At 59.8% G+C, this 23,343-nt stretch carries 22 protein-coding genes and 1 pseudogene; 11 read left to right on the top strand and 12 right to left on the bottom strand.

Features of this window, described 5'->3' with window-relative positions:
- Window positions 1-45 precede the first annotated feature (45 nt).
- The 6 genes and pseudogenes from HB376_RS41720 to HB376_RS13485 form a co-directional block, all read right to left on the bottom strand.
- Window positions 46-1,359, bottom strand: coding sequence for a GGDEF domain-containing protein (locus tag HB376_RS41720; RefSeq protein WP_213764171.1), 1,314 nt, complete (start codon window positions 1,357-1,359; stop codon window positions 46-48).
- A gap of 490 nt (window positions 1,360-1,849) precedes the next feature.
- Entirely contained in the window at window positions 1,850-1,981 is a 132-nt protein-coding gene (locus HB376_RS40970; protein WP_255631351.1) for a hypothetical protein, read from the bottom strand.
- A gap of 125 nt (window positions 1,982-2,106) precedes the next feature.
- The gene (gene arsC, locus HB376_RS13495) at window positions 2,107-2,532 is read right to left on the bottom strand and encodes an arsenate reductase (glutaredoxin) (protein ID WP_213764170.1); all 426 of its coding nucleotides are present in this window, start codon (window positions 2,530-2,532) and stop codon (window positions 2,107-2,109) included.
- Window positions 2,529-3,614, bottom strand: a complete 1,086-nt coding sequence (arsB, locus tag HB376_RS13490; RefSeq protein WP_213764169.1) for an ACR3 family arsenite efflux transporter — start codon at window positions 3,612-3,614, stop codon at window positions 2,529-2,531. Before arsB ends, arsC begins: the two co-directional genes overlap by 4 nt.
- A 25-nt stretch (window positions 3,615-3,639) precedes the next feature.
- A pseudogene (locus HB376_RS40965) lies at window positions 3,640-3,738 on the bottom strand (arsenate reductase ArsC); the annotation flags it as partial.
- Between the two features lie 19 nt (window positions 3,739-3,757).
- Complete coding sequence (locus tag HB376_RS13485) at window positions 3,758-4,090, bottom strand: metalloregulator ArsR/SmtB family transcription factor (RefSeq protein ID WP_213764168.1); 333 nt, start codon at window positions 4,088-4,090, stop codon at window positions 3,758-3,760.
- Between the two features lie 699 nt (window positions 4,091-4,789).
- On the opposite strand from HB376_RS13485, the gene HB376_RS13480 reads away from it, so the two are divergent.
- The 7 genes from HB376_RS13480 to HB376_RS13455 all read left to right on the top strand — a co-directional run bounded on the left by HB376_RS13480 (window position 4,790) and on the right by HB376_RS13455 (window position 12,466).
- On the top strand, window positions 4,790-5,035 hold the full coding sequence (locus HB376_RS13480) for a hypothetical protein (protein WP_213764167.1): 246 nt from the start codon (window positions 4,790-4,792) through the stop codon (window positions 5,033-5,035).
- 130 nt (window positions 5,036-5,165) lie between these two features.
- Window positions 5,166-5,420, top strand: a complete 255-nt coding sequence (locus HB376_RS13475) for a DUF2933 domain-containing protein (RefSeq protein ID WP_213764166.1) — start codon at window positions 5,166-5,168, stop codon at window positions 5,418-5,420.
- 145 nt (window positions 5,421-5,565) lie between these two features.
- Window positions 5,566-5,931 (top strand): hypothetical protein, encoded by a 366-nt coding sequence (locus HB376_RS40960; RefSeq protein ID WP_255631328.1) that lies wholly within the window; start codon window positions 5,566-5,568, stop codon window positions 5,929-5,931.
- A 112-nt stretch (window positions 5,932-6,043) separates the two neighbouring features.
- Complete coding sequence (locus HB376_RS13470) at window positions 6,044-7,345, top strand: TolC family protein (RefSeq protein ID WP_213764165.1); 1,302 nt, start codon at window positions 6,044-6,046, stop codon at window positions 7,343-7,345.
- A gap of 11 nt (window positions 7,346-7,356) precedes the next feature.
- The gene (locus HB376_RS13465) at window positions 7,357-8,901 is read left to right on the top strand and encodes an efflux RND transporter periplasmic adaptor subunit (RefSeq protein WP_213764164.1); all 1,545 of its coding nucleotides are present in this window, start codon (window positions 7,357-7,359) and stop codon (window positions 8,899-8,901) included.
- Window positions 8,898-12,116, top strand: a complete 3,219-nt coding sequence (locus tag HB376_RS13460; protein ID WP_213764163.1) for an efflux RND transporter permease subunit — start codon at window positions 8,898-8,900, stop codon at window positions 12,114-12,116. Before HB376_RS13465 ends, HB376_RS13460 begins: the two co-directional genes overlap by 4 nt.
- Window positions 12,113-12,466 carry a copper-binding protein gene (locus HB376_RS13455; RefSeq protein ID WP_213764162.1) on the top strand — a complete coding sequence of 118 codons (354 nt, stop codon included), beginning with the start codon at window positions 12,113-12,115 and terminating at the stop codon, window positions 12,464-12,466. The genes HB376_RS13460 and HB376_RS13455 overlap by 4 nt, the downstream gene beginning before the upstream one ends.
- 370 nt (window positions 12,467-12,836) lie before the next feature.
- On the opposite strand, the gene HB376_RS13450 is transcribed toward HB376_RS13455, so the two are convergent.
- The 3 genes from HB376_RS13450 to HB376_RS13440 all read right to left on the bottom strand — a co-directional run bounded on the left by HB376_RS13450 (window position 12,837) and on the right by HB376_RS13440 (window position 15,635).
- The gene (locus tag HB376_RS13450; protein ID WP_213764161.1) at window positions 12,837-14,180 is read right to left on the bottom strand and encodes an SUMF1/EgtB/PvdO family nonheme iron enzyme; all 1,344 of its coding nucleotides are present in this window, start codon (window positions 14,178-14,180) and stop codon (window positions 12,837-12,839) included.
- Between the two features lie 105 nt (window positions 14,181-14,285).
- Window positions 14,286-15,026: a helix-turn-helix domain-containing protein gene (locus HB376_RS13445; protein WP_213764160.1), complete on the bottom strand. Its 741-nt coding sequence runs from the start codon at window positions 15,024-15,026 to the stop codon at window positions 14,286-14,288.
- Window positions 15,027-15,161: 135 nt separating this feature from the next.
- Window positions 15,162-15,635: a universal stress protein gene (locus tag HB376_RS13440; protein ID WP_213764159.1), complete on the bottom strand. Its 474-nt coding sequence runs from the start codon at window positions 15,633-15,635 to the stop codon at window positions 15,162-15,164.
- A 312-nt stretch (window positions 15,636-15,947) separates the two neighbouring features.
- Between HB376_RS13440 and HB376_RS13435 the strand changes: the two genes are divergently transcribed.
- The 3 genes from HB376_RS13435 (at window position 15,948) to HB376_RS13425 (ending at window position 18,260) form a co-directional block, all read left to right on the top strand.
- A complete protein-coding gene (locus tag HB376_RS13435) occupies window positions 15,948-17,456 on the top strand; it encodes an MFS transporter (protein ID WP_213764158.1) in 1,509 nt (502 codons plus the stop codon).
- Between the two features lie 187 nt (window positions 17,457-17,643).
- Window positions 17,644-17,898: an AbrB/MazE/SpoVT family DNA-binding domain-containing protein gene (locus tag HB376_RS13430; RefSeq protein WP_213764157.1), complete on the top strand. Its 255-nt coding sequence runs from the start codon at window positions 17,644-17,646 to the stop codon at window positions 17,896-17,898.
- Window positions 17,898-18,260, top strand: a complete 363-nt coding sequence (locus tag HB376_RS13425) for a type II toxin-antitoxin system PemK/MazF family toxin (RefSeq protein WP_213764156.1) — start codon at window positions 17,898-17,900, stop codon at window positions 18,258-18,260. The genes HB376_RS13430 and HB376_RS13425 overlap by 1 nt, the downstream gene beginning before the upstream one ends.
- Window positions 18,261-18,401: 141 nt before the next feature.
- On the opposite strand, the gene HB376_RS13420 is transcribed toward HB376_RS13425, so the two are convergent.
- The 3 genes from HB376_RS13420 to HB376_RS13410 form a co-directional block, all read right to left on the bottom strand.
- Entirely contained in the window at window positions 18,402-19,970 is a 1,569-nt protein-coding gene (locus HB376_RS13420; protein WP_213764155.1) for a DHA2 family efflux MFS transporter permease subunit, read from the bottom strand.
- A 177-nt stretch (window positions 19,971-20,147) separates the two neighbouring features.
- Window positions 20,148-20,942: an ABC transporter substrate-binding protein gene (locus tag HB376_RS13415; RefSeq protein WP_213764154.1), complete on the bottom strand. Its 795-nt coding sequence runs from the start codon at window positions 20,940-20,942 to the stop codon at window positions 20,148-20,150.
- A gap of 49 nt (window positions 20,943-20,991) precedes the next feature.
- Complete coding sequence (locus HB376_RS13410; protein ID WP_213764153.1) at window positions 20,992-22,146, bottom strand: methionine aminotransferase; 1,155 nt, start codon at window positions 22,144-22,146, stop codon at window positions 20,992-20,994.
- A gap of 125 nt (window positions 22,147-22,271) precedes the next feature.
- On the opposite strand from HB376_RS13410, the gene HB376_RS13405 reads away from it, so the two are divergent.
- Window positions 22,272-23,186, top strand: a complete 915-nt coding sequence (locus tag HB376_RS13405; RefSeq protein ID WP_213764152.1) for a LysR substrate-binding domain-containing protein — start codon at window positions 22,272-22,274, stop codon at window positions 23,184-23,186.
- Window positions 23,187-23,343 lie beyond the last annotated feature (157 nt).

The raw sequence follows: 23,343 nt of genomic DNA, 5'->3' as shown, positions 1-23,343 counted from the left end.
AGAAGGGGCGGGCGCGGTGAAATCGATCCCGCGCCCGGCGCAATCCTAAGCGCGGTCTGGATCGTTGATTACCTTTCCGTAGTGCGCCGACTCGATGCGGTACTGCTCCTTGCCGGCATACATGCGTTCGTCCGCGACAGCATGTAACTGAATCTGGGTCAATCCGTCGCCGGGATAGACGGCGGCGCCGACGCTGGCGCTCGCATGGTACGGTCCCTCCGCGAGAAGGATCGGAGCATCGAGCGCTTTCCGCAGCGCATCGCCGACAGCCTCGGCATCAGGCAGGTTGCTGATACCGTCCAGGATCACGGTGAACTCGTCCCCGCCGGTTCGTGCAAGCGTGTCAACGCCGCGCAGGACTTTACGGAACCGATCGCTGACCCCTTTCAGCACATCGTCCCCGGCCTGATGGCCCAGCGTGTCGTTCACCAGCTTGAAGCGGTTCAGATCGATGACCAGAAAGCCGAATCCAGAACCGTCACGGGCGGCTCGTGCCACGGCCTGGTCGAAGCGGTCAGCATACAGGCGACGGTTCGGCAAACCGGTAAGCTCGTCATGGGCGGCAAGATGGGTAGCCAGGTCCACGCGCTCTTCCAGCAGCACGAGAATCATGCTGGCGGCAGCGAGAAATTTCGGCAGGTTCCAGACTTCCGCTTCGATGTGACTCGAAATCGTTGGGGCATGCAAGTTGAGCAGTGAGTAGACAGGGAAAACCAGGCCCCAAAGGACGAAGCTTAGTGCGATGAACACGACGCCCATGGTCAGCTTTGGCGTCTGGCGCAGGAAGAAATACGCCACCGCGAGATAGGTCCAGCACATCAACCACTGACTGGCCATGGCGATACCATACGCATGCAGCGCCCAGGCCTGGAGCGCGTACGCCAGTAGTACCAGCGCGACCGAGACGCGAGGATGCCAGCTGGTTTCCGCGTTGTCGGCAGCGGCGAGCCAGACGGTGCTGGCTGCTCCCAGCGCCGTCAGTAGATAGAACGGCCCCACTTGTTGGCCAGCCGGCTGCAATTCGGCATAGGCCGCGCACGCCACCGCAAAGGTCAGGTTCAATGCTCCCGAAAGGCCCACCCTCGGAATGAGCCGGGAGGAGTCGATCGTCGGCCCTTGATAATAGGCGGCGAGAACGAATACCTGCCCGGCCAAAGCGAGGGTCCCTCGGGCGAGCACGTCGAACGGGAAACTTTGCGGCAAAAGCATGAAAATGCCGGCGTGCAAAAGGACGAGAAGCCAACCGGCCAGCCAATATCGCAGCCGGACCTCCCGCTTTTGCCTGATCAGGACAAGAGAGATCCCCAGCAAGATGCTGTAAGAGACAAATTCCGGGAGCCCATAGAAATTGAAATTCACGCGATCCGTCTCCTGACAAGGGCGTTCCGTCGGGCTTGATGCTCCGTGCGAAGGTCGCGTCGAATGCATGGCGGCACCAGCAGTTAATCCAATTTATACGACAAATGAAATGAAATGTTGGAATTGACTTGGTCTTGAAAGTAAATCGCCTGCAGGTGGCAGGAAGATCTGGTAGGCAGTTTTGCGGGATGTCGCGCGCTCTCGGGGGCGATACCGGTTCTGCAATTGGACCGCCTTCGGATCGCGGCGAAATACAGATTTTAAACGGGCCGCTACCTCGGTCGAGGCCCATCCTTCAACTGTTAAACGGTAGCGGCGCGCGGCATATAGGCCAATGATCAGGAGGACCAAGGACAGCGTAACGCGAAGACTCTAATGAGCGTCCTCGGGGCGAACGCGATCCCTCCGTGATCCATTTCGACGATAGCTGGCAAAGGCGCCAACAGGCCACGACAAGAGCCGCTGACGAACTGGCGTCGAGCGTCGCAAATCAGTTTGATACCGGCCGCCCGACAAACAGCGAGAACGCGTAATAGATCGAACCCCACGACACGAGTTGCGCGGCTGCGAGCGCCCATGTCGCGATAACTTCGCGCGCGCCGTCAATCCGTTTCGCTGTCATCGGTATCGGCGTTGATGCTCACCGCCTCCTGATTCATCGCAGCGCTCGCCAGCGTCGTGGCCAGCGCCGGATGCGCATATCCGGCGTGCCGAGGTGTGGTGTGCTGACGTTGGGACGATCCTGTGTCATTCGTGGACCCTGCGTCCTTCGCTATTGATGACAGCTTCGCCGTCCTCCTTGGTGAAAGCACCTTTTTGCGCTGCGGGCAGGATGTCGAGAACGACTTCGGAGGGCCGGCACAGGCGTACGCCAAGCAGTGTGACGACCAGCGGCCGATTGATGAGGATCGGGTGTTCCAGCATCGCGTCGAGTAATTGCTCATCGCCTACTGACGGATCGCCCAGGCCAAGATCGGCATAAGGCGTGCCCTTTTCACGCAGCGCAGCGCGTACCGTGAGACCGGCGCGGGAGATCAGATCCTTCAGCGTGCTCTTGTTCGGCGGGGTTTTCAGGTACTCGATAATCTCCGGCTCGATGCCCGCGTTGCGGATCATCGCCAGCGTGTTGCGCGACGTGCCGCAATCCGGATTGTGATAGATCGTGACGCTCATACACGTTGTCCTTTGATGCTGTGTTTCGCTTCATACCAATGCTGTGATCGATTGACGACCCCGACGACGAGCAGCATCACCGGGACCTCGATCAGCACGCCGACCACGGTGGCCAGCGCCGCGCCGGAGTGAAAGCCGAACAAGCTGATTGCCGTCGCCACGGCCAGCTCGAAGAAATTGCTCGCACCGATCAGACTGGACGGTCCCGCAACGCAATGTGCGACACCGAGCCGGCGATTCAACAGGTAGGCGAGGCCGGAATTGAAAAACACCTGAATGAGGATCGGCACTGCGAGCATTGCAATCACGAATGGTTCCTCGATGATCGCCTGCCCCTGGAAGGCGAAGAGCAGCACCAATGTCGCGAGAAGCGCGCAGATCGAATAAGGGCCGAGGTGTGCGACGGTCTTCCGAAAATGCGCCTCGCCCTTCGCCATCAGCATTCGGCGCAGCAGTTGAGCGAGGATGACAGGGATGATGATGTAGAGGCCGACCGAAATAATCAGCGTATCCCACGGCACCGTAATGGCCGACAAGCCAAGCAACAACGCGACGAGCGGCGCGAAGGCCACGATCATGATGGAGTCGTTCAGCGCCACTTGCGATAACGTGAAGTACGGATCGCCCTTGCAGAGCTGCGACCAGACGAACACCATTGCTGTGCAAGGGGCCGCGGCCAGCAGGATCAAGCCGGCGATGTAGCTGTCAAGCTGATCGGCGGGAAGCCACGGCGCGAACACATGGCGGATGAAGATCCAGCCGAGCAACGCCATCGAGAACGGTTTGACGAACCAGTTCACAAATAGCGTGACGCCAATGCCACGCCACTGACTTTTGACCTGAGTCATCGCGGCAAAATCAATCTTGACCAGCATCGGAATGATCATCACCCAGATGAGCACGCCGACCGGAAGATTGACCTGTGCCACTTCCATGCGGCCGATCGCCTGAAAGAACTGGGGAAGCACCTGCCCGAGAAGAATGCCGCCCACGATGCAAAGGGCGACCCAGACCGTCAGGTAACGTTCGAAAAATCCGATCGCCGGATGTGCGGCGCTAACCGCCGTGTCAGTGCTGCTCATTGGATTCCTCTGCAGGTCTTTCACCCGCCGTCATCGGTTTGCCCGGCCAGACCGGGCAGGCTTCTCCCGCCGCTTGGTCGCAGACCATGGTCACAAAATCCATGTGTGGAGCGTCGAGTCGCGAACTCTTCATCGCGAACTCTTCATGGTGTGTCTCCGCAGCAGTTGGGCAGGTCACTCGCGGCACAGGTCGCGCCAGCGCAGCAGTTCTCCGTCAGGAAGCCGATCAGGCCTGTCATCGCGTCAAAATTCGCGGTGTAGATGATGAAGCGGCTTTCTTGCCGTGGTTTCACCAGGTCTGCCTGTGACAGATCCTTGAGGTGGAACGACAGGCTTGAAGGGGAAAGCCCGAGCTGCTGTGCGATTTCCCCGGCAGCCATGCCGTCCGGCCCCGCTACGACCAGCATGCGGAAGATAGCGAGACGCGATTCATGGGCGAGCGCGCTCAGGGCGCGTACAACGAGATTGGAGTTCATGCGTTGAACCTTAAAGCACTGGTTTCGATATTTCAACTATTATCGAAATGACGTGACAAAAGCAGTTTGAAAAAAGTGTTGACCTTCCCACCGAGGGAAGGTTGAGTATCCAGAAAGACCTGACGCAGTGGGCGAAGATGCGGTGCCTTGACTGAGACCATGAAATTCCTGATCAAACTGATGGCCTGCTTTCTGATTGCCTGGTTGCCGCTCGTCGGCTACTCGGCACAGACACCGATATGTTCCGGGAATTCGATAGCGGTTTCCTCCAGCCACGAGCACCTGTCTACAACGGCTGGTTCGGAGCGCCGCACAGATGGCATCAAAGCACCATGTGTCCAGATGCAGACAGCGTGTCAAACCGGCACATATAGTCCCTGCTGCGGCCCGTTGGGCATGCTTGCCTCACCACCCTATCAATTCATTGCAGCGATGGCTTTGGTGCCCTCCTACCGGCCTATGAGCCGCGTCCTCAATGCGCAGTTCGTCCCCGAACCGCCCCAACGCCCCCCACAAACCGCTTAACCCCGCCCCCTGTAAAACAGAGCCGTGACGACGCTGCCGTGCGTCAGGCCGTCTGTCGATCGGAGCGCGTGTAACGCTCGCCGGGCGTTCAGCCTAGTCGCGATCCGCGCCTGGTCCCGCGCGCTCCTGTCTCGAACACGCACCCCGAATTACCTCTCATTTCCGGAGTTCAAAATGAATATCAAACGACTGACAATGTCCATTCTGCTCATGTTTATCACTGGTTTCGCCGGTCTGGCCATGGCCAACGGCGGCGGACCTCGTGGTGGAGCGTATCCGACCGATTCTATTGCCGTCGACAACGCGGGCCCAATGATGCGATCCGGGGCCAGCGGCGGGATGAACATGGACGGTTGTCCAATGATGAGCAACGGTGACTGTCCGATGATGAGCAAGCAGCGCGCGAACGGCAAAAACTGAGCCGCGAGACCCGTCCAATGAGGCGGTATCGATCCGCAGCGGTTCGCTTTGGATGAGGTCGACTCATCACTTTATTAACTGAGCTTTGCTGACGCCTCGGGGTCGATCGGCCCCGAGGCTGGAGTCTTCCATGAAATGCAATATGAAATACCTGTTTAGAGTCGCCGGTGCGCTGGTAGCGGTTCTCGCGATCGCATACTGGGCACTGCCTCAGTATCGCGCCGAGATCCTGGCTTTGGCGCCTTTCGCCGCAGTGATGCTGTGTCCGTTGTCGATGCTGCTGATGATGTGGTTCATGCAGCGCCCCGTTGAGTCGGACAGCACTGCCGCGCCACAAGCGAGCAAGTTGCTGTCCTCAAGCGAAAGCAGGTCGAGCCGGCTATAAGCAACCAACGACGTAGAGACGCAGACGAAAACGGAGTCCGCTGAATCTTCGTCTGCGTCGTCATTGCAACGCCTGCGCGGAACACTGACTCGTCGAGTTAAACGGCCGCCAATCAGATCGAAATTGCTGAGCTATACTTGCTGCGATGAAAATTCTCCGGACACTTCTCGTCTTGCTGCTGTGTGCAATGCTGCCCCTGAGCGGGCTGGCAGCGAGCGGCACGACCGGACAGTGCCCGATGCAAGCCGACATGACCGGCGACACCGCTGCCATGTCGGCCGATATGCCGAATTGTGATTCGATGACACCAGCGTCCAGCGAGCACGGTAAGTCGAAAGCGTCTTTATGCAAGGTGACTGCCCAGTGTCAGATGGGCAGCCTCTATCACCCGGTCTCTTCTCCCACCGTTGTCCGACCCGTCGGGTCGTTTGTCCCCGTCAGTTTCCACTACGCAGAGTCGCTCTCCGTCCGCGAGCCGGATGGCCCCTGGCGTCCTCCGCGGTCTCTCTAACTCCATCATTCTGGTTCGCCGCTTTGACGCGGTGATGTCGTCCTTTCTCAGGACGTGAGTCCGTATGTCCGCTCGTGCGGTCATGCGTGGCTCGACCATTCGGGGTTAGACCATGCTTTCAATTATCGGCACGCCGGGATCCTGGCGCGCCTCGGCACACTCGCGTGCCGTTTTCTTCACGCTCAGTATCTTTGCAGGCAGCGCCGCGCACGCTCAGGACGCGGGCATGACGCTCAACGAGGCGCTCCAAATAGCGACCAGCAACTCTTCGTCGATCCAGGCTTCGCAAGCCTCGGTTCGGGGCACATCCGATGTGGTCGTCAAAGCCGGACAACTGCCTAATCCGACCTTGAACCTGAGTGTTCAGGACCTGCCGATCAATGGACGTAATGCCTTCACCATCGGACAAGATAATTTCACGATGCGTGGCGTCGGCATTCAGCAGGAATGGGTGTCCGCGGACAAGCGCCGGCTACAAACGGCGATGGCGAATCGGGCTGTGGACCGCGATAAATCGACTTACCTCGAGACCGTGGCCAATGTCCGTCAACAAACGGCGATGGCATGGCTCAACGCTATCTATGCGAAAAAGGCTGTCGCCTTGAACCAGGCCCTGGTGGACCATCTGGGCCAGGAACTTGCCGCAAAAAAAGCGTCATATCGTGGCGCAAAAGGGAGTGCGGTCGATGTCGCCCAAGCGAACCTGACCCTCGGCAATGCGCGTAACGAACTGATCAATGCGCAGCAAGACGAGAAGATCGCGTTGATCGTCTTGTCGCGCTGGACCGCCAGAGGCAACGTGCTGGAGGTCGGGGGAGATCCGCCCGAGCTTGAATCGCAAGTGTCCGGTTTAAGCGCGGAGCAACTCGATCAGGTTCAGCCTGCATTGATCGCAGCCCGCTCGGCTATCTCGCTGGCCGACGCCGATACCGACGTGACCCGAAGCAATAGAAGCCCGAACTGGACCTGGGGGTTGACCTACTTCAAGAGCGGCGGGAATTTTCCGGACTATGTGTCGGTAGGGGTTTCTATCCCTTTGCCGATCAACCGCAGGAATGTCGAGGATCGCGACGTCCAGCAGAAGTCCGAGATGGGTACGCAAGCGCGGCTCACTTATGAAGATACCGAGCGACAAGTCCTGGCCGATATCCAGAGTTTGACGGCGAAGCTCGCCAGCGGCCGGGAGCGCCTGGCCAATCTGAAGCAAACCGTTCTCCCCGCCGCTGGACAGAAAGTGGAACTCGCCAATGCCGCCTATCGGTCTGGTTCCGGCACGCTCTCCGATGCATTGGACGCGAGGCACATGCAGCTCGAAACGGACCTTCAGGTGTTGAACGTCGAACGGGACGTTTCGTTGATCTGGGCGCAGCTCGAATATCAGATTCTGCCGGCTGACGTGACCGCCAGCCAATGAAGAGAAAAAACATGAATCAGAAACTACTCGTACGTGCCGTTGCAGCGGTGTTCGTTGCCGCCGCGCTGCTCGGTGCCGGCTATGTGGCCGGCACCCACCGTCCCGGAACAGAAGCCCCCATGGCCGCCGCCACGCCGGCGCCAGGAAATGACATCGATCCGAAGACGGGCCGCAAAGTACTGTATTGGCACGACCCGATGGTACCGGCCCAGCACTTCGATAAGCCCGGAAAATCTCCCTTCATGAACATGGAGCTTCAGCCCGTCTTTGCGGACGAAGGCGGTTCAAGCGGCGTCAAGGTCGACTCCGGGCTTCAACAGAATCTCGGCATCCGATACGCAACGGTGCGCCGGCAGGACACGGCCGAAGGTTTCGACGCGGTCGGCACCACCCAGTTCGACGAGTCGATGGCGGACGTTGTCCAGTCGCGCGTGACGGGTTATATCGATCATCTGTATGCCAGCGCTCCGATGCAGCGGGTGGCCAAGGGCGCGCCAATCGCGTCGCTGTTCGTCCCGGACTGGCTGGCGCCGCAGGAAGAATATCTGGCGCTCAAGCGCGGCGGCATGGATGACGGCCTGCTTGCCGCGGCACGCGCGCGCATGCAGGCGCTATCGATTCCGGAAGGGCTCATCTCAAGCCTGGACCGGACCGGCAAAGCGCAGACGCACGTGACGCTATTCGCCCAGGACGCGGGTGTGTTGACTGAGCTCAATGTCCGCGATGGCGCGATGGTCTCGCCGGGGCAAACGCTCGCCAAGATCGCGGGTCTGTCGAAGCTATGGCTGATCGTGGAAATACCCGAGTCGCTCGCGTTGCAGGTACAGCCCGGCATGACGGTAGACGCGACTTTCGCCGGCGACCCGTCACAGCATTTCAGCGGCCACATCCGCGAAATCCTGCCGGGCATCAGTGCCGACAGCCGCACGTTGCAGGCGCGCCTCGAAATTGATAACGCCGGGTTGAAACTGACCCCGGGCATGTTGATGCGCGCGCGCGTCAGTGGGGCGAAACCGGTATCGCGCCTGCTCGTGCCGTCCGAAGCGGTCATCACGACCGGCAAGCGGTCGATTGTTATCGTCAGGAATGGCGACGGTCGGCTGCAGCCTGTGGAGATCACCGTGGGCAACGACAGCGGCAACAGCACTGAAGTCGCGAGCGGGCTCACTGAAGGTCAGCAGGTTGTCGCCTCCGGCCAGTTCCTGATCGACTCGGAAGCGAGTCTGACCTCCGTGCTGCCGAAGCTCGAAGGAAGCGCGGCTCCCGGCGCGTCGGCGTCGGCCGTGGCACCTGCGGCTGCCTCCGCTTCCGCGCCTGCTGTCGCGCAAACCTACGAAACGATTGGAAAGGTCGAGAAAGTCACTTCCAGTGACATTACGTTCTCGCATCAACCCGTGCCGGCGTTGGGATGGGGCGCGATGACCATGACCTTCGACAAGCCGTCTCCAACGGCCTTCCCGGACGTCTCGGTAGGCGAAGCCGTGCATTTCGTCTTCAAGCAGTCTGATGACGGATATCAATTGACGAAGGTCGAGCCGGTCGGGGGGATGAAATGATTGCACGCATCATTCGCTGGTCGATTTACAACCGTTTCCTCGTGTTGCTCGCAACCGTGCTCGTCACCGCATGGGGCTTTTACTCGCTGACCCAGACGCCGCTCGACGCCCTCCCGGATCTCTCGGACACGCAGGTCATCATCAAGGCCTCGTATCCCGGCAAGGCGCCGCAGGTCATCGAGGATCAGGTGACGTATCCACTTACGACGACGCTGCTGGGTGTGCCGGGGGCTACCACCATTCGCGCGTATTCCTCGTTCGGGGACGCGTTCGTCTATGTGCTTTTTGATGACAAGACGGACCAGTATTGGGCACGATCGCGCGTGCTCGAATACCTGAATCAGGTGCAGAGCCGTTTGCCACCGGGCGCGACCGTGTCGCTCGGACCGGATGCGACCGGTGTCGGCTGGGTCTACGAATATGCGCTCGTCGATCGAACCGGCCAGCATGACCTGGGGCAGCTTCGCGCGCTCAATGACTGGTTCCTCAAATTCGAGTTGAAATCGGTACCGGACGTTTCGGAGGTTGCCAGCATCGGCGGCATGGTGCAGCAATATCAGGTCGTCCTGGACCCGGACAAGTTGCGCGCCTTCGGCATCACACAGGCAACCGTTGGGGAGGCGATTGGCAAGGCGAACCAGGAATCGGGCGGGTCCGTCGTCGAACTGGGCGAGTCCGAGTACATGATCAGGACATCCGGGTATCTGCATTCGCTCGACGACTTCCGCAACATCGCGCTGCGCACGAATGACGCAGGGACGCCCGTGCTGCTTGGCGACGTCGCCCGCATCCAGATCGGGCCTGAAATGCGCCGCGGTATCGCTGAATTGAACGGTGAAGGCGAGGTGGCGGGCGGCGTGATCGTGATGCGTTCGGGCAAAAACGCGCTGACGACCATCGACGCAGTCAAGGCGAAGTTCGCAGACCTGAAGAAATCGCTGCCTCCGGGCGTCGAGGTCGTGACGACGTATGACCGCTCGCAGTTGATCAACAGTGCGGTCGACAACCTCAAGGACAAGCTTCTTGAGGAATTCATCATCGTCGGGCTGGTCTGCGCGGTGTTCCTGTTCCACTTGCGCAGTGCGTTCGTTGCCATCCTGTCGTTGCCGCTGGGCGTGCTGGCCGCATTCATCGTCATGCGCTATCAGGGCGTCAACGCGAACCTGATGTCGCTAGGCGGCATTGCGATTGCGATTGGTGCGATGATCGATGCGGCTATCGTGATGATCGAGAACGCTCACAAGCATCTGGAAGCGTACGATCATAAGCACCCCGATGTACCGATCACCAATTCCCAGCGATGGGAATTGATTGCAGAGTCCGCAGCCGAGGTCGGGCCAGCCCTGTTCTTCTCGCTGCTCATCATCACGCTGTCGTTCATCCCGGTGTTCTCGCTGGAAGGACAGGAAGGGAAGCTTTTCGCACCGCTGGCGTTCACCAAGACCTACACGATCGCCGCAGCGGCCGGGTTATCCGTGACGCTCGTGCCGGTGCTGATGGGCTTTCTGATCCGCGGCCGGATTCCGCATGAGAACGCCAATCCGATCAATCGTGTGCTGATCCGGCTGTACCGCCCATTGCTCGAAGCGACGCTACGGCGGCCATGGATTGCGATTGCGCTGGCGGTCGTCGCGCTCGGTGTCACGATGATTCCCGTGTCGCGGCTCGGTGGCGAATTCATGCCGCCGCTCGACGAAGGCGACCTGCTCTACATGCCGACCGCGTTACCCGGCATCTCGGCAGACAAGGCGGCCGAGTTGCTGCAGCAGACGGATCGGCTCATCAAGACGGTGCCCGAAGTGAAGACCGTGTTCGGCAAATCGGGCCGCGCCGACACCGCGACCGACCCCGCGCCGTTCGAGATGTTCGAGACCACCATCCAGTTCAAGCCGCGCAGCGAATGGCGCCCCGGCATGACGCCCCAGAAGCTCATCGATGAACTCGACGCGCGCGTCAAGGTTCCCGGTTTGTCGAACGTCTGGGTACCGCCGATCCGCAACCGCCTGGACATGCTGTCGACCGGCATCAAGACACCCGTGGGGGTGAAGATCTCCGGCCCGGACCTCGGGCAGATCGACAAGATCGCGACGCAGGTCGAGTCCACCGTCAAGAATGTCCCGGGCGTGACGTCGGCACTGGCGGAACGTCTGAACGGCGGGCATTACATCGACGTCGATATCGACCGGCTGGCGGCCGCCCGTTATGGCATGTCGATTACTGACGTTCAATCCATCGTGTCGTCCGCTGTCGGCGGGGATAACGTCGGTGAGGTCATCGATGGGCGCGAGCGCTTTCCGATCAATATCCGCTATCCACGGGAGATCCGGAACTCCGTTGACAATCTGCGGCAGTTACCGATCGTCACGGACCGGGGCGCGCAGATCACGTTGGGCGACGTGTCCACCCTGAAGATTTCCGATGGGCCGCCGATGATCCGGAGCGAAAATGCGCGGTTGACGGGTTACGTCTACGTCGACATTCGCGACACGGACCTGCAATCGGCCGTGAAGGCGATGCAGGTCGCGGTTGCGCAGAATGTCGTGCTGCCGCCCGGCTATTCGATCGCGTGGTCGGGGCAGTTCGAGTATCTGGAGCGAGCGGCGGCCAAGTTGCGGACGGTAATTCCGGTGACGCTCGTCGTTATTTTCGTGTTGCTCTTCCTGACGTTCAACTCGGCGGCCGATGCGTTGTTGCTGATGTCGACGGTGCCTTTTGCACTGGTCGGCGGCTTCTGGCTGATCTGGATACTGGGACATGCGGTGTCCGTTGCCACGGCGGTAGGTTTCATCGCGTTGTCGGGCGTGGCGGCGGAATTCGGTGTCGTGATGCTGCTCTATCTGAAGGGCGCGCTTAATCGTCGGCTAGAAGAAGGCGAGCCCTTTACCGAAGCAACGCTCATCGATGCCATCCGTGAAGGCGCCGTGCTGCGCGTGAGGCCCAAGGCGATGACGGTCGCCGTCGTACTGGCGGGCCTCATCCCCATCATGCTGGGCCATGGTTCCGGCTCCGAAGTCATGCAGCGCATCGCGGCGCCCATGGTTGGCGGCATGGTGACCGCACCGCTTTTGTCCATGCTCATCATTCCGGCGGCCTGGCTCCTGCTGCAACGCCGACGCGTCGCGCGCACGAATCGAAACACCGAAGAAACGCTTCAACCTCACGCAGTACCCACTGGCACGCTCGTGCCGCAAACTCACTCTGGAGAAAGCCAATGAAGAAGTTGATAACCCTGACCGCCGCCTTTTGTGCCCCCTTCACGCTGGCCACCGCAGCGCTGGCGGCCGACAACATGGCGGGCATGAAGATGGACAATGGCGCAATGAGTGCCATGGCGCCGGACAACTCAGCGCTCACCGATGCGGTCGTCAAGAAGGTTGATCCATCCACCGGCATGGTGACGCTTCAGCATGGAGCCTTGGAGAACATCAACATGTCGGCAATGACGATGGCTTACAAGGCGAAGGACGCGTCAATGATCAAACAGGCGAAGGAGGGTGAGAAGGTCAAAGTTCGCGTGGAGAATGTCGATGGGACGCTGACCATCGTGAAGCTGATGAAACAGTAACGCCCGTTACGCCGGTTGCACGGCAATGTGGCGGCGTCTTGTCTTGGCGCCCCGCATTGCCTTGCTGGCGCCGGACCGCGTTCAAACGTGCCCGGCCACACGGGCATTAGCCGCACGCGCTCGTAATAACGGATGGTTTCGATATTGACGCGCAGAGCGTGCTCGACGCACCAATAGAATAAGTCGCGCTCATACACGGATGATCCTAGTCGATTGGCAAATGACACGTCTTGCGGCCGTCAGTTTCAGGCCACGTCTGCATATAGAAGCTGCCTGCTGTGTTTTCAATCGATGCAACGCGTTCAAAGTCACTGGGACCATGATAAGACCGGCTCTGCCGAACGATAGTTGGCTCACGTTAAAGCAATAGTCACCCCCGCACGCACCGAAACCCGGCATACACGTACTGATAATGCGCTTGAAACCAGTTACGAAAACTCGGTCTCAGCATGCAGGCCGCCGTGCGTTGCGAGCCGCCTTTGAGCACGAAATGCTGGTCGTCATAGAAGTTCGCGGAGTAACCCAGGTAGAACGGAAATGGCTCGAACCCGGGTAACGGCCCGAAGGTCGTCGACGTCCACTCCCAGCCGTTGCCGAACTGTCCCACCACGCCCGCCGCGCTGTGATTCTCCGGGTGAGCCTGGACCGGTGACGGTTCCCATCGGCGGAAATCGAAATTGCCCTGTTGGGCATGTGGGGCCGCCTCGGCGGCGCGTTGCCATTGTGCTTCGGTCGGCAGCGACTTGCCCGCCCACTTCGCATAGGCGCTGGCTTCAGCGTGGCTCACATACACCGGCCAGTCCGCCGGCAGCGAGATCTCGGCGAACATGGTCCGCAGCTTCCAGCGTGAGCGCTTTGCGGCGTCTTCCGATTCCGCCGACGATTCATCACGCACCCAGAACGCCGGCTTTTCGATGCCTTCACGTTCTTTCCACGCCCAGTCGCTGTCGCGCCAATAATCGCGATGCGCGTAACCGCCGGCATCGATGAAATCCAGCCAGTCCGAATTCGTCACCATGTAGCGGTCCATCTCGAATGCCGGCACCTCCACGCTATGTTCGCCGAACTCGTTGTCCCAGCCGAACGTGCCGCTATCACGCTTAAGCCCCAGCGTAGCCATGCCTGCAGGCACATGGACCATTTCCCTTGGCAGGGTCTCGTCGAGCGGGTGTTTCGCAGTGTCTTCGGTGACCGCGGGTCCGGTTTTCTGATGCAGCGGCAACTGATGCAACATGTACGCGAGCGTTTCCGCGTGCATCAGCCTGTGCTCGATCGCGACCTCCAGCAGCGTCTCGGGCGCAGCGTCCGGAGCGTTGGAATTGTCATGGCTATCTTCGCGGTTTGTAATTTCGACGGAATCGAAACGCGCATCGATGTCATCGCGAATCCGCTGCACATAGGCGCGAATCGTGTCGAGCGACGGCCAGTCTTGAGGCTGGTCGCTTGGCAGACCCCCATCGACGGGATCAATGCCGAATGCAAACAACTGGTCGAACTCGGGATTCCGGCTGGGCAGGTCGAAGAGCCGCTGATCGAACAGATTGCGGTCGAACGCCTCCAGATGCCCGATGTAGAACACGATCCGATGCCGCTCGGAAATCGGGCGTTCATACAGGAATTCCGGTTTGACGATGCCGAACAACGCGTCAGTAGTCTGGCGCGCTTCGCGCAGGCGGGCGAGCAGCGGATGCAGCGGGGTAGGTTCGCGATTCATTTCGCTCTTGTCTCCGGGCATGGGCCGATGCAGAACGATAAATCGTAGCAGAGGACATGCCAAGCCTGCTTGGATCGTCAAGCGGGCCGGAGAAGCGGTCGGAAATCAGATCGCGCGCAGGCCGTCGAAGTCGAGGATCTGGATGAGCTTGCCGTTTGCATCGATCAGGCCCTTTGCCTGAAAACGCGACAACGTCCGGCTGACCGTTTCCAGCGTGATGCCGAGAAAACTGCCCATGTCGTCGCGCGTGAGGCGCAGGTTGAACTCGTTGCCCGCATAACCGCGGCGGGCCAGCCGGGCGGAGAGATCAAGCAGCAGGGCGGCTACCCGCTCGTCGGCGCGCAATGTGCCGAGGATCAGGGTTTGCGTCGCCTTCCGGACAACTTCGCGGCTCAGCAACTGCAGCAGCCGGCGCTGGAGGGAACTGGTCTCGCGGCAGGCGCGCTCAAAGTGCACGTAGGGGATCAGGCAGACCGAACTGTCTTCGAGGGCGATGGCGTGGCATGCGTGCCGGCCATTATCGAATCCTTCGAGGCCGAGCGCATCGCCGCCGAGATGAAGACCCATGACCTGTTCGCGGCCGTTGCCGTTCGGTGTTGATACAACCGTTTTGATCGAGCCGGAGCGGATGGCGTAGAGCGTGTCGAAGGTGTCTCCGACGCGAAACAGGGTTTCGCCCCGCTTGATCGTGCGAGCGTTGACGATGACCGTCTGGAGCCTGTTGACGTCGTCGGAAGAGAGGCCTTGCGGCAGGCAGTAGTGCTTCAAGGCGCAGGTCGAGCAATGCGCGGCGTGCCGCGAGGGGGCGCTGGGCAGAGGAACTGAGGTCTCGTGGACGGTTTGCATGGCTCGCTCGCTTTTGGTTCGTTTTGATCTGGAACAAGGAAATTGTCCCATCGATGCGATCCGCCCCCGGGTGGCAAAACGTCGCGTGAGAACGCGGTTGCTCGCATGCTTGCTTGCCCGCTCGCCCCGCTGCCTTTATTGCTTTGACTCAGGCGCTTCGGCCCCGGCGGCGGCTGGAATCAGCAGCACCGGCAACGTTGCCTGGCGCAGGCACCTTTCCGCGACACTGCCGAGTAGCAGCCGCTGGAAGCCCTTGCGGCCGTGCGTGCCCATCACGAGCAGTTCCGCGTTGAACGCGACTGCGGCGGCAAGCACCATCTCCGCGACATCATCCACCGACGAACCTTCTGCAATGACCACTGCGCCTTGCACGCCGCGCTGTTTCATCTCGGCGTTGGCTTCGCTGGCGAGTTTGGCGCCCTCGTCGACGAGCTCGTCGCGCAGGCTGGATGGGTCGTAGCCTGGCACGTCGTAATAGACCGATGCGTTCGCGACCACGTAATAGGGCTGCAGCACCGCGCCGTGCGTGGCGGCGAGTTCGAGCGCGGATTCGAATGCGCGGCGCGAGGTGTGGCTGCCGTCAATAGCCACGACGATTCGTTTGAACATACGGTTCTCCTTCAGCGGTTGAAATGCAAGCGACGGTTTTTTAATCGATGAAAACGGTCGCGTCTGATTGTTCGGCTTACAAATGTACGACAGTAATAATCCGATTAATGTTCTTCTTTGTCGACAACCCGTCAATCCTGACCAACCGGACGAAATAATGTCGTCATACAATCCGGAACGTGGTCTTTGTATCGATTCCTTCTATTTTTACTCTCCTAGTCCCAGCCCGTGTCCCAATCTGCTCCTCAGTCCGCCTCCCCGTCCCATCCCGACTCCCCCGCTCCACTGCCTTTCCGCAACGCTCTTCTCGCCATGCTCGGCATCGGTCTCGTCAACATGTTGGTTGCGCTTGACCAGACTGTGGTCAGTACCGCGCTGCCGTCGATTGTCGCGGAATTGCATGGTTTCGAGTATTACGCGTGGATTGCGAGCGCGTATTTGCTGGCATCGGTGGTGACGGTGCCGGTATTCGGCAGGCTTGGCGATTATTTCGGGCGAAAGTGGTTCGTGATTGCCGCGGTGATCACGTTCACGGCGGCTTCGGTGTTGTGCGGCGTGGCCAACGACATGCTGTTCCTGGTCATCGCGCGCGGTTTGCAGGGCGTGGGCGGCGGGATGATGGTCGGCACGGCGTTCGCGTCCATTCCCGATCTCTTCCCCGATCCGCGTTTGCGGGTGCGCTGGCAGGTGGTAATGGCGGCGTCATATGGAATCGGGACGGCGGCGGGGCCGTCGTTGGGCGGCTGGATGAGTGAGCATTGGGGATGGCGCTCGACTTTCCTGATCAACCTGCCGGTGGGGATTGCCGCGTTTTATTTCATATGGGCGCATTTGCCGAATTTCCATCGGCCGCGTGAGGGTGCGGTGAAGATCGACTGGCTGGGCGCGGTGCTGGTTGCCCTCGTGCTCGGCGGCTTGCAGGCATTCATTGAAGCCGTGCCGAAGAGCGGCCTGACCACGGGGAACGTGGTGTTGGCTGTGTGCGTGGCGGGCGCCGCCGTGGCGTTGCTGATCTGCGAGCGTCGCGCGACGCATCCGATCATTCCCCTCGACCTCTTCAAAGACCCGCAGCTTGTTACGTTATTCACGTTGTCGATGCTGTCGGGTTTCGTGATGTTTTCGCTGATCTTTTTTGCGCCGCTTTTGCTGCAGGGTGGTTTTGGTTTATCGCCGCAGGAGGCTGGATTACTGGCTACTCCAATTGCGATGTTTATTGCCATCGGCAGTTTTATCAACACGCGCATTGTGATTCATTTGCGTAAGCCTACATTCATCTTGTCGATTGGATTCACGTTGCTGCTATTCGCGTGCATTGCGCTGGCGTTTGCCGATGCTTCCACGCAGCATATCTGGATCGAGATTCCGATGGCGGGTATTGGTATCGGCCTGGGTTTCGTGCTGAATAACCTGAATGTTTTCGGGCAGGAGATTGCCGGGCGTGAGCGCTTTGGCATTACCACGGCGTTGCTGCAGTCCACTCGAATGGTCGGCGGGATGCTCGGAACGAGCGTGGTCGCGGTGATCGTGCAGCATCATTACCGGGACGTGATTACGCGCACGCTGCGAGTGCTCGGCGAACCGGCGAGTACCGCGTGGCTGCCAAGATTTGACGATCCGCGAATCCTGATTGATTCCGCGTTGCGGGGGAAGTTGCTGGCCGATCTGGTGCCGGCCGGGCTGGATGGGCCGGCGCTGATCGAGAGCGCCCGCGAGGTGCTCGTGCAGTCCATTCACATTGGTGTGGCGCTGACCGCGGTGGCGGCGTTATCGGCGGTGCTGATGGTGCGGAGGGTTTCGCACATTACCTTTCGGAAGGGGTAGGGGGTGGGTATTACTTGCCGAACATCATTGACAGGACGTTTGCAACCAGCCTGAAAATCGACGGACAGCACACGGGCTTTTGCCCAGGCATATCACTGACCCCAAGCGCGTTTTGGCCGTTTAGACATGTTGAAACCTCGCTATGCAACGTATATACTTGTATCAACGTTAATGGGAGGTTGGCATCATGGCGAAAACAGCAACGCTCACGATCCAGCAGTGGGGAAACAGTCTGGCTGTCCGTATCCCCGCCGCTATTGCACGCTCCGCGCATTTCGAGGTCGGTCAGGAGGTCGAGGTGACGACTGACGAGATCGGCGTGACGGTGAAGCCGGTGGGTCCTCGCAAGCTCACGCTCGCGGAGAAACTGGCGAAGTTCGATCCTGCAACGCACGGTGGTGAAGCGATGGCCACGGGCCGCATCGGTGTGGAGGCGTTTTGATGGCAGTCGCTTTGTGGGCGCCGGATCGACGCGACATTATCTGGATTGATTGCAACCCTCAGGTCGGTCGCGAGATGAAGGATATGCACCCCATGCTGGTTTTGTCACCGAAGCCATTCAACGAGCGCACCGGGATCGTCATCGGGCTTCCGATGACGACAGCGGCGTTCAACGACACGAATCCGTTTGCAATCAAATTCCAGGGGCCGAGAAACGTTACGAGCTACGTGCTTGGACACCAGCCCAAGTCTTTCGATTGGCGAGCGCGAGGAGCGAAGGCCCATCCGTGGAAGCGTGCATCCGATGAGGTGTTTGCCGCAGCGTGCGAGCAGTTGAACCAGATTATCGCGATTGGCGACTAGGAAAAGATAAAGCATAGCGACGTGGCCCAAGCTGCGGCTGACACGTCGCAATGAGTGGTTAAACTGATCGTTACTCGCTTTCCGAACGCGGATCGCGCGGGGCCGCCAAACGACCACCTTAATCCCCCGCGCGAGCGAAACTCAATGCGCGCCTGCCGCCGCTCCGCCTCCACCGCCTTTCGCCCGCTTTGTAATCCAGATAAGCGGAATAATCAGAATGAAAATAATGGAGGAAGCGAAAAAAATATCGTTCAGCCCCATCATCGCGGCTTGCGTATTCACCGTGAAATCGAACAACCCGCGCGCCTGAGCTTCGTTGATATTCAGCACCCCCTGCGACGCCTGTATTGACTGCAAGAATATCGGATTATTTGCATTGGCTTGCTCGGTCAGCCGCTCATGATGCAAGGCTATCCGATTCGTCCACTCATTGCCTGCAAGCGACGTCCCCACCGCCCCGCAAAACACCCGCGCAAAATTCGATAACCCCGCAGCAGCCGGAATCTTCGATGGCGGCAACCCCGACAAGATAATCGACGTCAACGGCACAAAAAACAGTGCCATGGGAATGCCCTGCAAAAGCGTTGGCAACACCAAGTGCCAGGTATCGACCTCAATCACATACTTCGAGCGCATGTAAAACACAATGGCGAACCCGATAAACGCCATGGTCGCGACAACACGCGCGTCACTCCGCGGTAAAAACCGTCCCATGACCGGCGTGAGAATCACCGCAAAGATCCCCAATGGCGCGGTGACCAGCCCGGCATCGACGGAACGGTAATTCAGATATTCCTGCAGCCATTGCGGCAACAAAACAAGGTTGCCGAAGAAGACCCCGTAAGCCACGGAAATAGCCACCGTTCCGCCGAAGAAATTCCGCCCGGCGAACAGCCGAAGATCGACGACGGGATTGGCATCGGTCAATTCCCACACCACAAAAAGCGCAAAGGCAATCAGTGCAATGATGCCCAGCCATACGATTACCGGTGATGAAAACCAGTCAAGGTCCCGTCCCTTGTCGAGCATGACCTGCAGCGACGCAACCCAGGCAATCAACAAAATAAGCCCGATCGTATCGATAGGCGCCTTACGCGTCGCCGATTCACGTTTTCGATAGATGAACCACGTGACGCTGGCGGCGAATAAGCCGACGGGAATGTTGATATAGAAGATCCACGACCAGCTATAACTGTCGGTAATCCAGCCACCTAAAGCCGGCCCGGCAATCGGCCCGACAACGGCGGTCATCGCCCAAAGGGAAAGCGCCATCGACGCTTTCTCCTTAGGATACGAACCCAGCAAGATCGCCTGCGACAGCGGAATCAGCGGCCCGGCAACGGCGCCTTGCAAAACCCGCGCGGCGAGCAGGATCGGCAATGTGGGTGCAAGCCCGCAAAGCCACGAAGAAATCACGAACAACAATATTGCGCCAACAAACAGCTTGATCTGCCCAATGCGCTGAGTCAGCCAGCCGGTCAGCGGAATCGACACGGCATTGGCCGCGGCGAACACCGTCACGACCCACGTGCCTTCATCGACGGACACGCCGAGATTGCCGGAAATAGTCGGGATAGCGACGTTCGCGATCGATGAGTCGAGCACGTTCATGAACGTGGCGAGCGCCACGGCAATGGTCGCGAGAACCAGTTGGCCGCCTTTCAATGGCGGCGGGGAGGGCGCAGGCGGCGCGGCAGGCGCAGTGCTCATGGGATATCCGGATAAAGCGGCCACCCGATGCAACACAGCGGCCGATTGTGCCAACAACGAAGGCCGCAGTGTGCCAGCGTTCAAAAAACCTCGCTGATCGCGCTGCGGCTTTCATCCAGCTATCAAGCTTTAAGCGGCCCTTCCATCAACTTCGGATATCCCTGTTTCAGACGAGTTTTATTTAGCTGACACGTCGATGTCGCCGAGATACTTCTTCGCGAACTGCGCAATCGTTCCGTCCGCCTTGAGCCTCGCGATAGCCGTGTTCAAGCGCTGTTTCAGCGCATCGTCGCTCTTGCGAATGCCGAATGCAATGCCGCTGCCCAGGATCTTGTCGTCGCTGACCGGGCCGCCGGCAAAGCCGTATCCCGCGCCGTCCGGTTTCGACAGGAAGCCGGTTTGTCCGGCAGCCGAGAGGACGAGCGTGCCGTCGAGACGGCCGGCCTTCAGATCCGTATAAGCCTGGTTCTGATCCTGGTACGGCACGACATTCACGCCCGCGTTCGCCCAATGCGCCTTGGCGAAATTTTCCTGGATCGAACCCTGCAACACGCCGATGTTCTTGCCCTTCAGCGACGCTGGCGTCGGCTCAAGCCCGCTACCCGTCTTCGCAATCAGTTGCGTGGGCACGCGATACACAACCGTCGTGAACTCGATGGCCTGGCGGCGTTGATCGGTTGCGTTCATCGCGGAATAGATTGCGTCGAATTTACGGCCTTGCAGGGCCGGGATCAAACCGTCGAACGAGGTTTCGACCCACACGCATTTCATTTTCGCCGCGGCGCACACCGCGTTGCCGACATCGATATCCAGCCCCTGCAATTCACCGGATGCCGCCTTCGATTCGAACGGCGGATATTGCGCCTCCACGCCGTAGCGCAGGGTGTTCGACTCGGCGGCGTACGCGGCGGCGCTACACAACGATGAGGCCAGCAACAGGGCGGCCGACAGAACGCGAGCGGTGTTTTTCATTGAAGCGTCTCTTTATTGGTAGAAGTTGAATTGGCATCAGGGGGCAACGTCAAACCGCGCATAAGCGGCGCGCCCCTTCGCGCAGCGTGTCGTCGTCCTTGGCGAAGCTGAGTCGGATGATGCGGTTGTCCGTGCCGTCGGTGTAGAACGCCGACAAGGGAATGGTCGCGACGCGGTTTTCGCGAATCAGGCGCAGCACGAAGTCGCTGTCCGATTCATCGGAGAACGCGCCGAAGCGCGCCAGCATGAAGAAGCTGCCGGCGCTCGGCAAGAGTTCGAAGCGTGAACCGCTCAGCGCTTCGGCGAGCAGATCGCGTTTCTTCTGATAGAACTCGCCGAGCCCGAGATAGCTCGATGCGTCGCCGAGTGCTTGCGCGAATGCGATCTGCATGGGGGTATCGGCGGCGAAGGTCATGAACTGATGGACCTTGCGGATTTCGTTGGTCAACTCGGCCGGGGCGAGCGTGAAACCGACGCGCCACCCCGTCACGTGATACGACTTGCCGAACGACGACACGATCACGCTGCGCTCGGCCAGCGCCGGGTAACGCGCCATGCTGTGATGCAGGGCGCTGTCGAACACAACGTGTTCATACACTTCATCCGACAACACGATGATCTTCGAATCGCGCGTCAGTGCCGTGAGGCGATTGATGTCTTCCGTGGTGAATGCGCTGCCGGACGGATTGTGCGGCGAGTTGATGATGATCATGCGCGTGCGCGGCGTGATGGCCGCGGCCACCTCATCCCAGTCGATATGAAAATCCACCGGCGAGAGCTTGATCGGGATGGGCGTTGCGCCCTGCAATTGCACGATGGGGCCGTAGCTATCGAATGACGGTTCGAAGTAGATCACTTCATCGCCGGGATGGACGAGTGCGCTGATCGAGGCGTACAACCCTTCGCTGGCGCTTGCCACCACGGTGATTTCGCTGCCCGGGTCGTAGGTGGCGCCGTAGAGCTGCTGTGTTTTCAGCGCGAGGGCTTCGCGCAGCGCCAGCACGCCGGCCATGGGCGCGTACTGGTTATGCCCGGCGCGCATGGCTCGGGCGGCGTCGTCCACCAGTTTCGGATCGCACGCGAAATTCGGTGCGCCTTGCGAGAGATTCAGCGCTTGATGTTCCTCGGCGAGCTGGCCGATCACGGTAAAAATGGTCGTGCCGACATTCGGCAGCTTCGACGCGGGGGTCCAGGCACTTTTCACGGCGGTTGTCTCCGGAGGACTGAATTCAAGTATCGATTGTCATTCGACCGCAGCAATAAAGTACGGACAATCGAAAGTTTGTCATACTAGCCATGAATCCAGCTCATGGCTTACGAGATCCGACAATGAAACCGCTGCCGTCTTTGGATGTGCTTAAAACCTTCGCGGTCGTGGCACAGCGACTGAACTTTACCCGTGCCGCCGATGTTCTCAACATCACGCAAGGCGCTGTTAGCCGGCAGATTTCCGGGCTGGAGGCGCATCTGGGTTATGCGCTGTTCGTGCGCCAGCCGCGAGGTCTTGCGCTGACGCCGAATGGCGCGATGCTGCTCGCGCCGTTGCAGCAGGCACTGGCGCAGATTACTGAGGCGCTGGAGCGTAGCGGGGCGCAGTCGGGCACGTTGCGGGTGAAATGTCCCACGTGCGCGATGCGCTGGATTTTGCCGCGTGTGATCCGGTTGCAGAATGAGCGTCCGGAGCTCGCGATCGAGGTGACGGCGGCCGTGTCACATGGGGTGGAGTTCAATGCCGAGCAGTTCGATGCCGCCATTGTGTTCGGGCGGCCGACGTTAAAGGGCGTGAGTTCGCATCATCTGTTCGATGAAGTGCTGACGCCGGTGTGCGCGCCGGGTTTGTGGAAAGCGGGGCGGGTCGGCGCAGCTACGCCGGATGATCTTGCCAATCAGACTTTGTTGCATCCGACGCGTGATCGACGGGACTGGCTCAGGTGGCTGCAAGCGTATGGGTACCAGGGGTTGCCGTCGGCGAAAGCGCAGCATTTCGATACGCTTGATCTTGCCATTTCGTCTGCCATGCAGGGCTTGGGCGTGACGATTGGGGATTTATCGCTGATCGAGGAGGACTTGCGGGCGCAGAGAATCATCACGCCGTTTTCGCTTTGTGTGCCTAGCGGGGCTTCGTATTATCTGATCTATCCGGAGCGGCCGGCGCCTTCGCCGGTATTGCGGGAGTTTGCTGAATGGCTTGAGGAGGAGGCTGCGGTGACGCGGGCGAATCTTTTGGCTTACATGAGCGCGTGATTTTCGTTCGCACTTGGGGTGGGGGGCGGTTTTGGGGGGTAGTGAGCGGGGGCGGTGCTGGGGTGGTCGGTTTTGGGTTAGCGGTCGGGGTCAATGCCGGGTTGCTGCTTTCGGCCTTAGTGGTCTGCGAGAGTCGGATATTCTCTTTATCACTATT

Source organism: Caballeronia sp. dw_19 (genome assembly GCF_018449515.1).
Taxonomy (GTDB): Bacteria; Pseudomonadota; Gammaproteobacteria; order Burkholderiales; family Burkholderiaceae; genus Caballeronia.
Note: the sequence above shows the minus strand (reverse complement) of the source record. Positions and strands in the feature narration are given on the sequence as shown.

What these genes read in the sequence shown, in the direction of transcription:
- HB376_RS13450 (WP_213764161.1), bottom strand. Translation starts at nt 14,180, where the DNA reads ATGAATCGCGAACCTACCCCGCTGCATCCGCTGCTCGCCCGCCTGCGC.
- HB376_RS13415 (WP_213764154.1), bottom strand. Translation starts at nt 20,942, where the DNA reads ATGAAAAACACCGCTCGCGTTCTGTCGGCCGCCCTGTTGCTGGCCTCA.
- HB376_RS13430 (WP_213764157.1), top strand. Translation starts at nt 17,644, where the DNA reads ATGGCGAAAACAGCAACGCTCACGATCCAGCAGTGGGGAAACAGTCTG.
- HB376_RS13445 (WP_213764160.1), bottom strand. Translation starts at nt 15,026, where the DNA reads ATGCAAACCGTCCACGAGACCTCAGTTCCTCTGCCCAGCGCCCCCTCG.
- HB376_RS13435 (WP_213764158.1), top strand. Translation starts at nt 15,948, where the DNA reads ATGCTCGGCATCGGTCTCGTCAACATGTTGGTTGCGCTTGACCAGACT.
- HB376_RS13425 (WP_213764156.1), top strand. Translation starts at nt 17,898, where the DNA reads ATGGCAGTCGCTTTGTGGGCGCCGGATCGACGCGACATTATCTGGATT.
- HB376_RS13405 (WP_213764152.1), top strand. Translation starts at nt 22,272, where the DNA reads ATGAAACCGCTGCCGTCTTTGGATGTGCTTAAAACCTTCGCGGTCGTG.
- HB376_RS13420 (WP_213764155.1), bottom strand. Translation starts at nt 19,970, where the DNA reads ATGAGCACTGCGCCTGCCGCGCCGCCTGCGCCCTCCCCGCCGCCATTG.
- HB376_RS13475 (WP_213764166.1), top strand. Translation starts at nt 5,166, where the DNA reads ATGAAATGCAATATGAAATACCTGTTTAGAGTCGCCGGTGCGCTGGTA.
- HB376_RS13485 (WP_213764168.1), bottom strand. Translation starts at nt 4,090, where the DNA reads ATGAACTCCAATCTCGTTGTACGCGCCCTGAGCGCGCTCGCCCATGAA.
- arsC (WP_213764170.1), bottom strand. Translation starts at nt 2,532, where the DNA reads ATGAGCGTCACGATCTATCACAATCCGGATTGCGGCACGTCGCGCAAC.
- HB376_RS13470 (WP_213764165.1), top strand. Translation starts at nt 6,044, where the DNA reads ATGCTTTCAATTATCGGCACGCCGGGATCCTGGCGCGCCTCGGCACAC.
- HB376_RS40960 (WP_255631328.1), top strand. Translation starts at nt 5,566, where the DNA reads ATGAAAATTCTCCGGACACTTCTCGTCTTGCTGCTGTGTGCAATGCTG.
- HB376_RS13460 (WP_213764163.1), top strand. Translation starts at nt 8,898, where the DNA reads ATGATTGCACGCATCATTCGCTGGTCGATTTACAACCGTTTCCTCGTG.
- HB376_RS40970 (WP_255631351.1), bottom strand. Translation starts at nt 1,981, where the DNA reads ATGACAGCGAAACGGATTGACGGCGCGCGCGAAGTTATCGCGACATGG.
- HB376_RS13455 (WP_213764162.1), top strand. Translation starts at nt 12,113, where the DNA reads ATGAAGAAGTTGATAACCCTGACCGCCGCCTTTTGTGCCCCCTTCACG.
- HB376_RS13480 (WP_213764167.1), top strand. Translation starts at nt 4,790, where the DNA reads ATGAATATCAAACGACTGACAATGTCCATTCTGCTCATGTTTATCACT.
- arsB (WP_213764169.1), bottom strand. Translation starts at nt 3,614, where the DNA reads ATGAGCAGCACTGACACGGCGGTTAGCGCCGCACATCCGGCGATCGGA.
- HB376_RS13440 (WP_213764159.1), bottom strand. Translation starts at nt 15,635, where the DNA reads ATGTTCAAACGAATCGTCGTGGCTATTGACGGCAGCCACACCTCGCGC.
- HB376_RS13465 (WP_213764164.1), top strand. Translation starts at nt 7,357, where the DNA reads ATGAATCAGAAACTACTCGTACGTGCCGTTGCAGCGGTGTTCGTTGCC.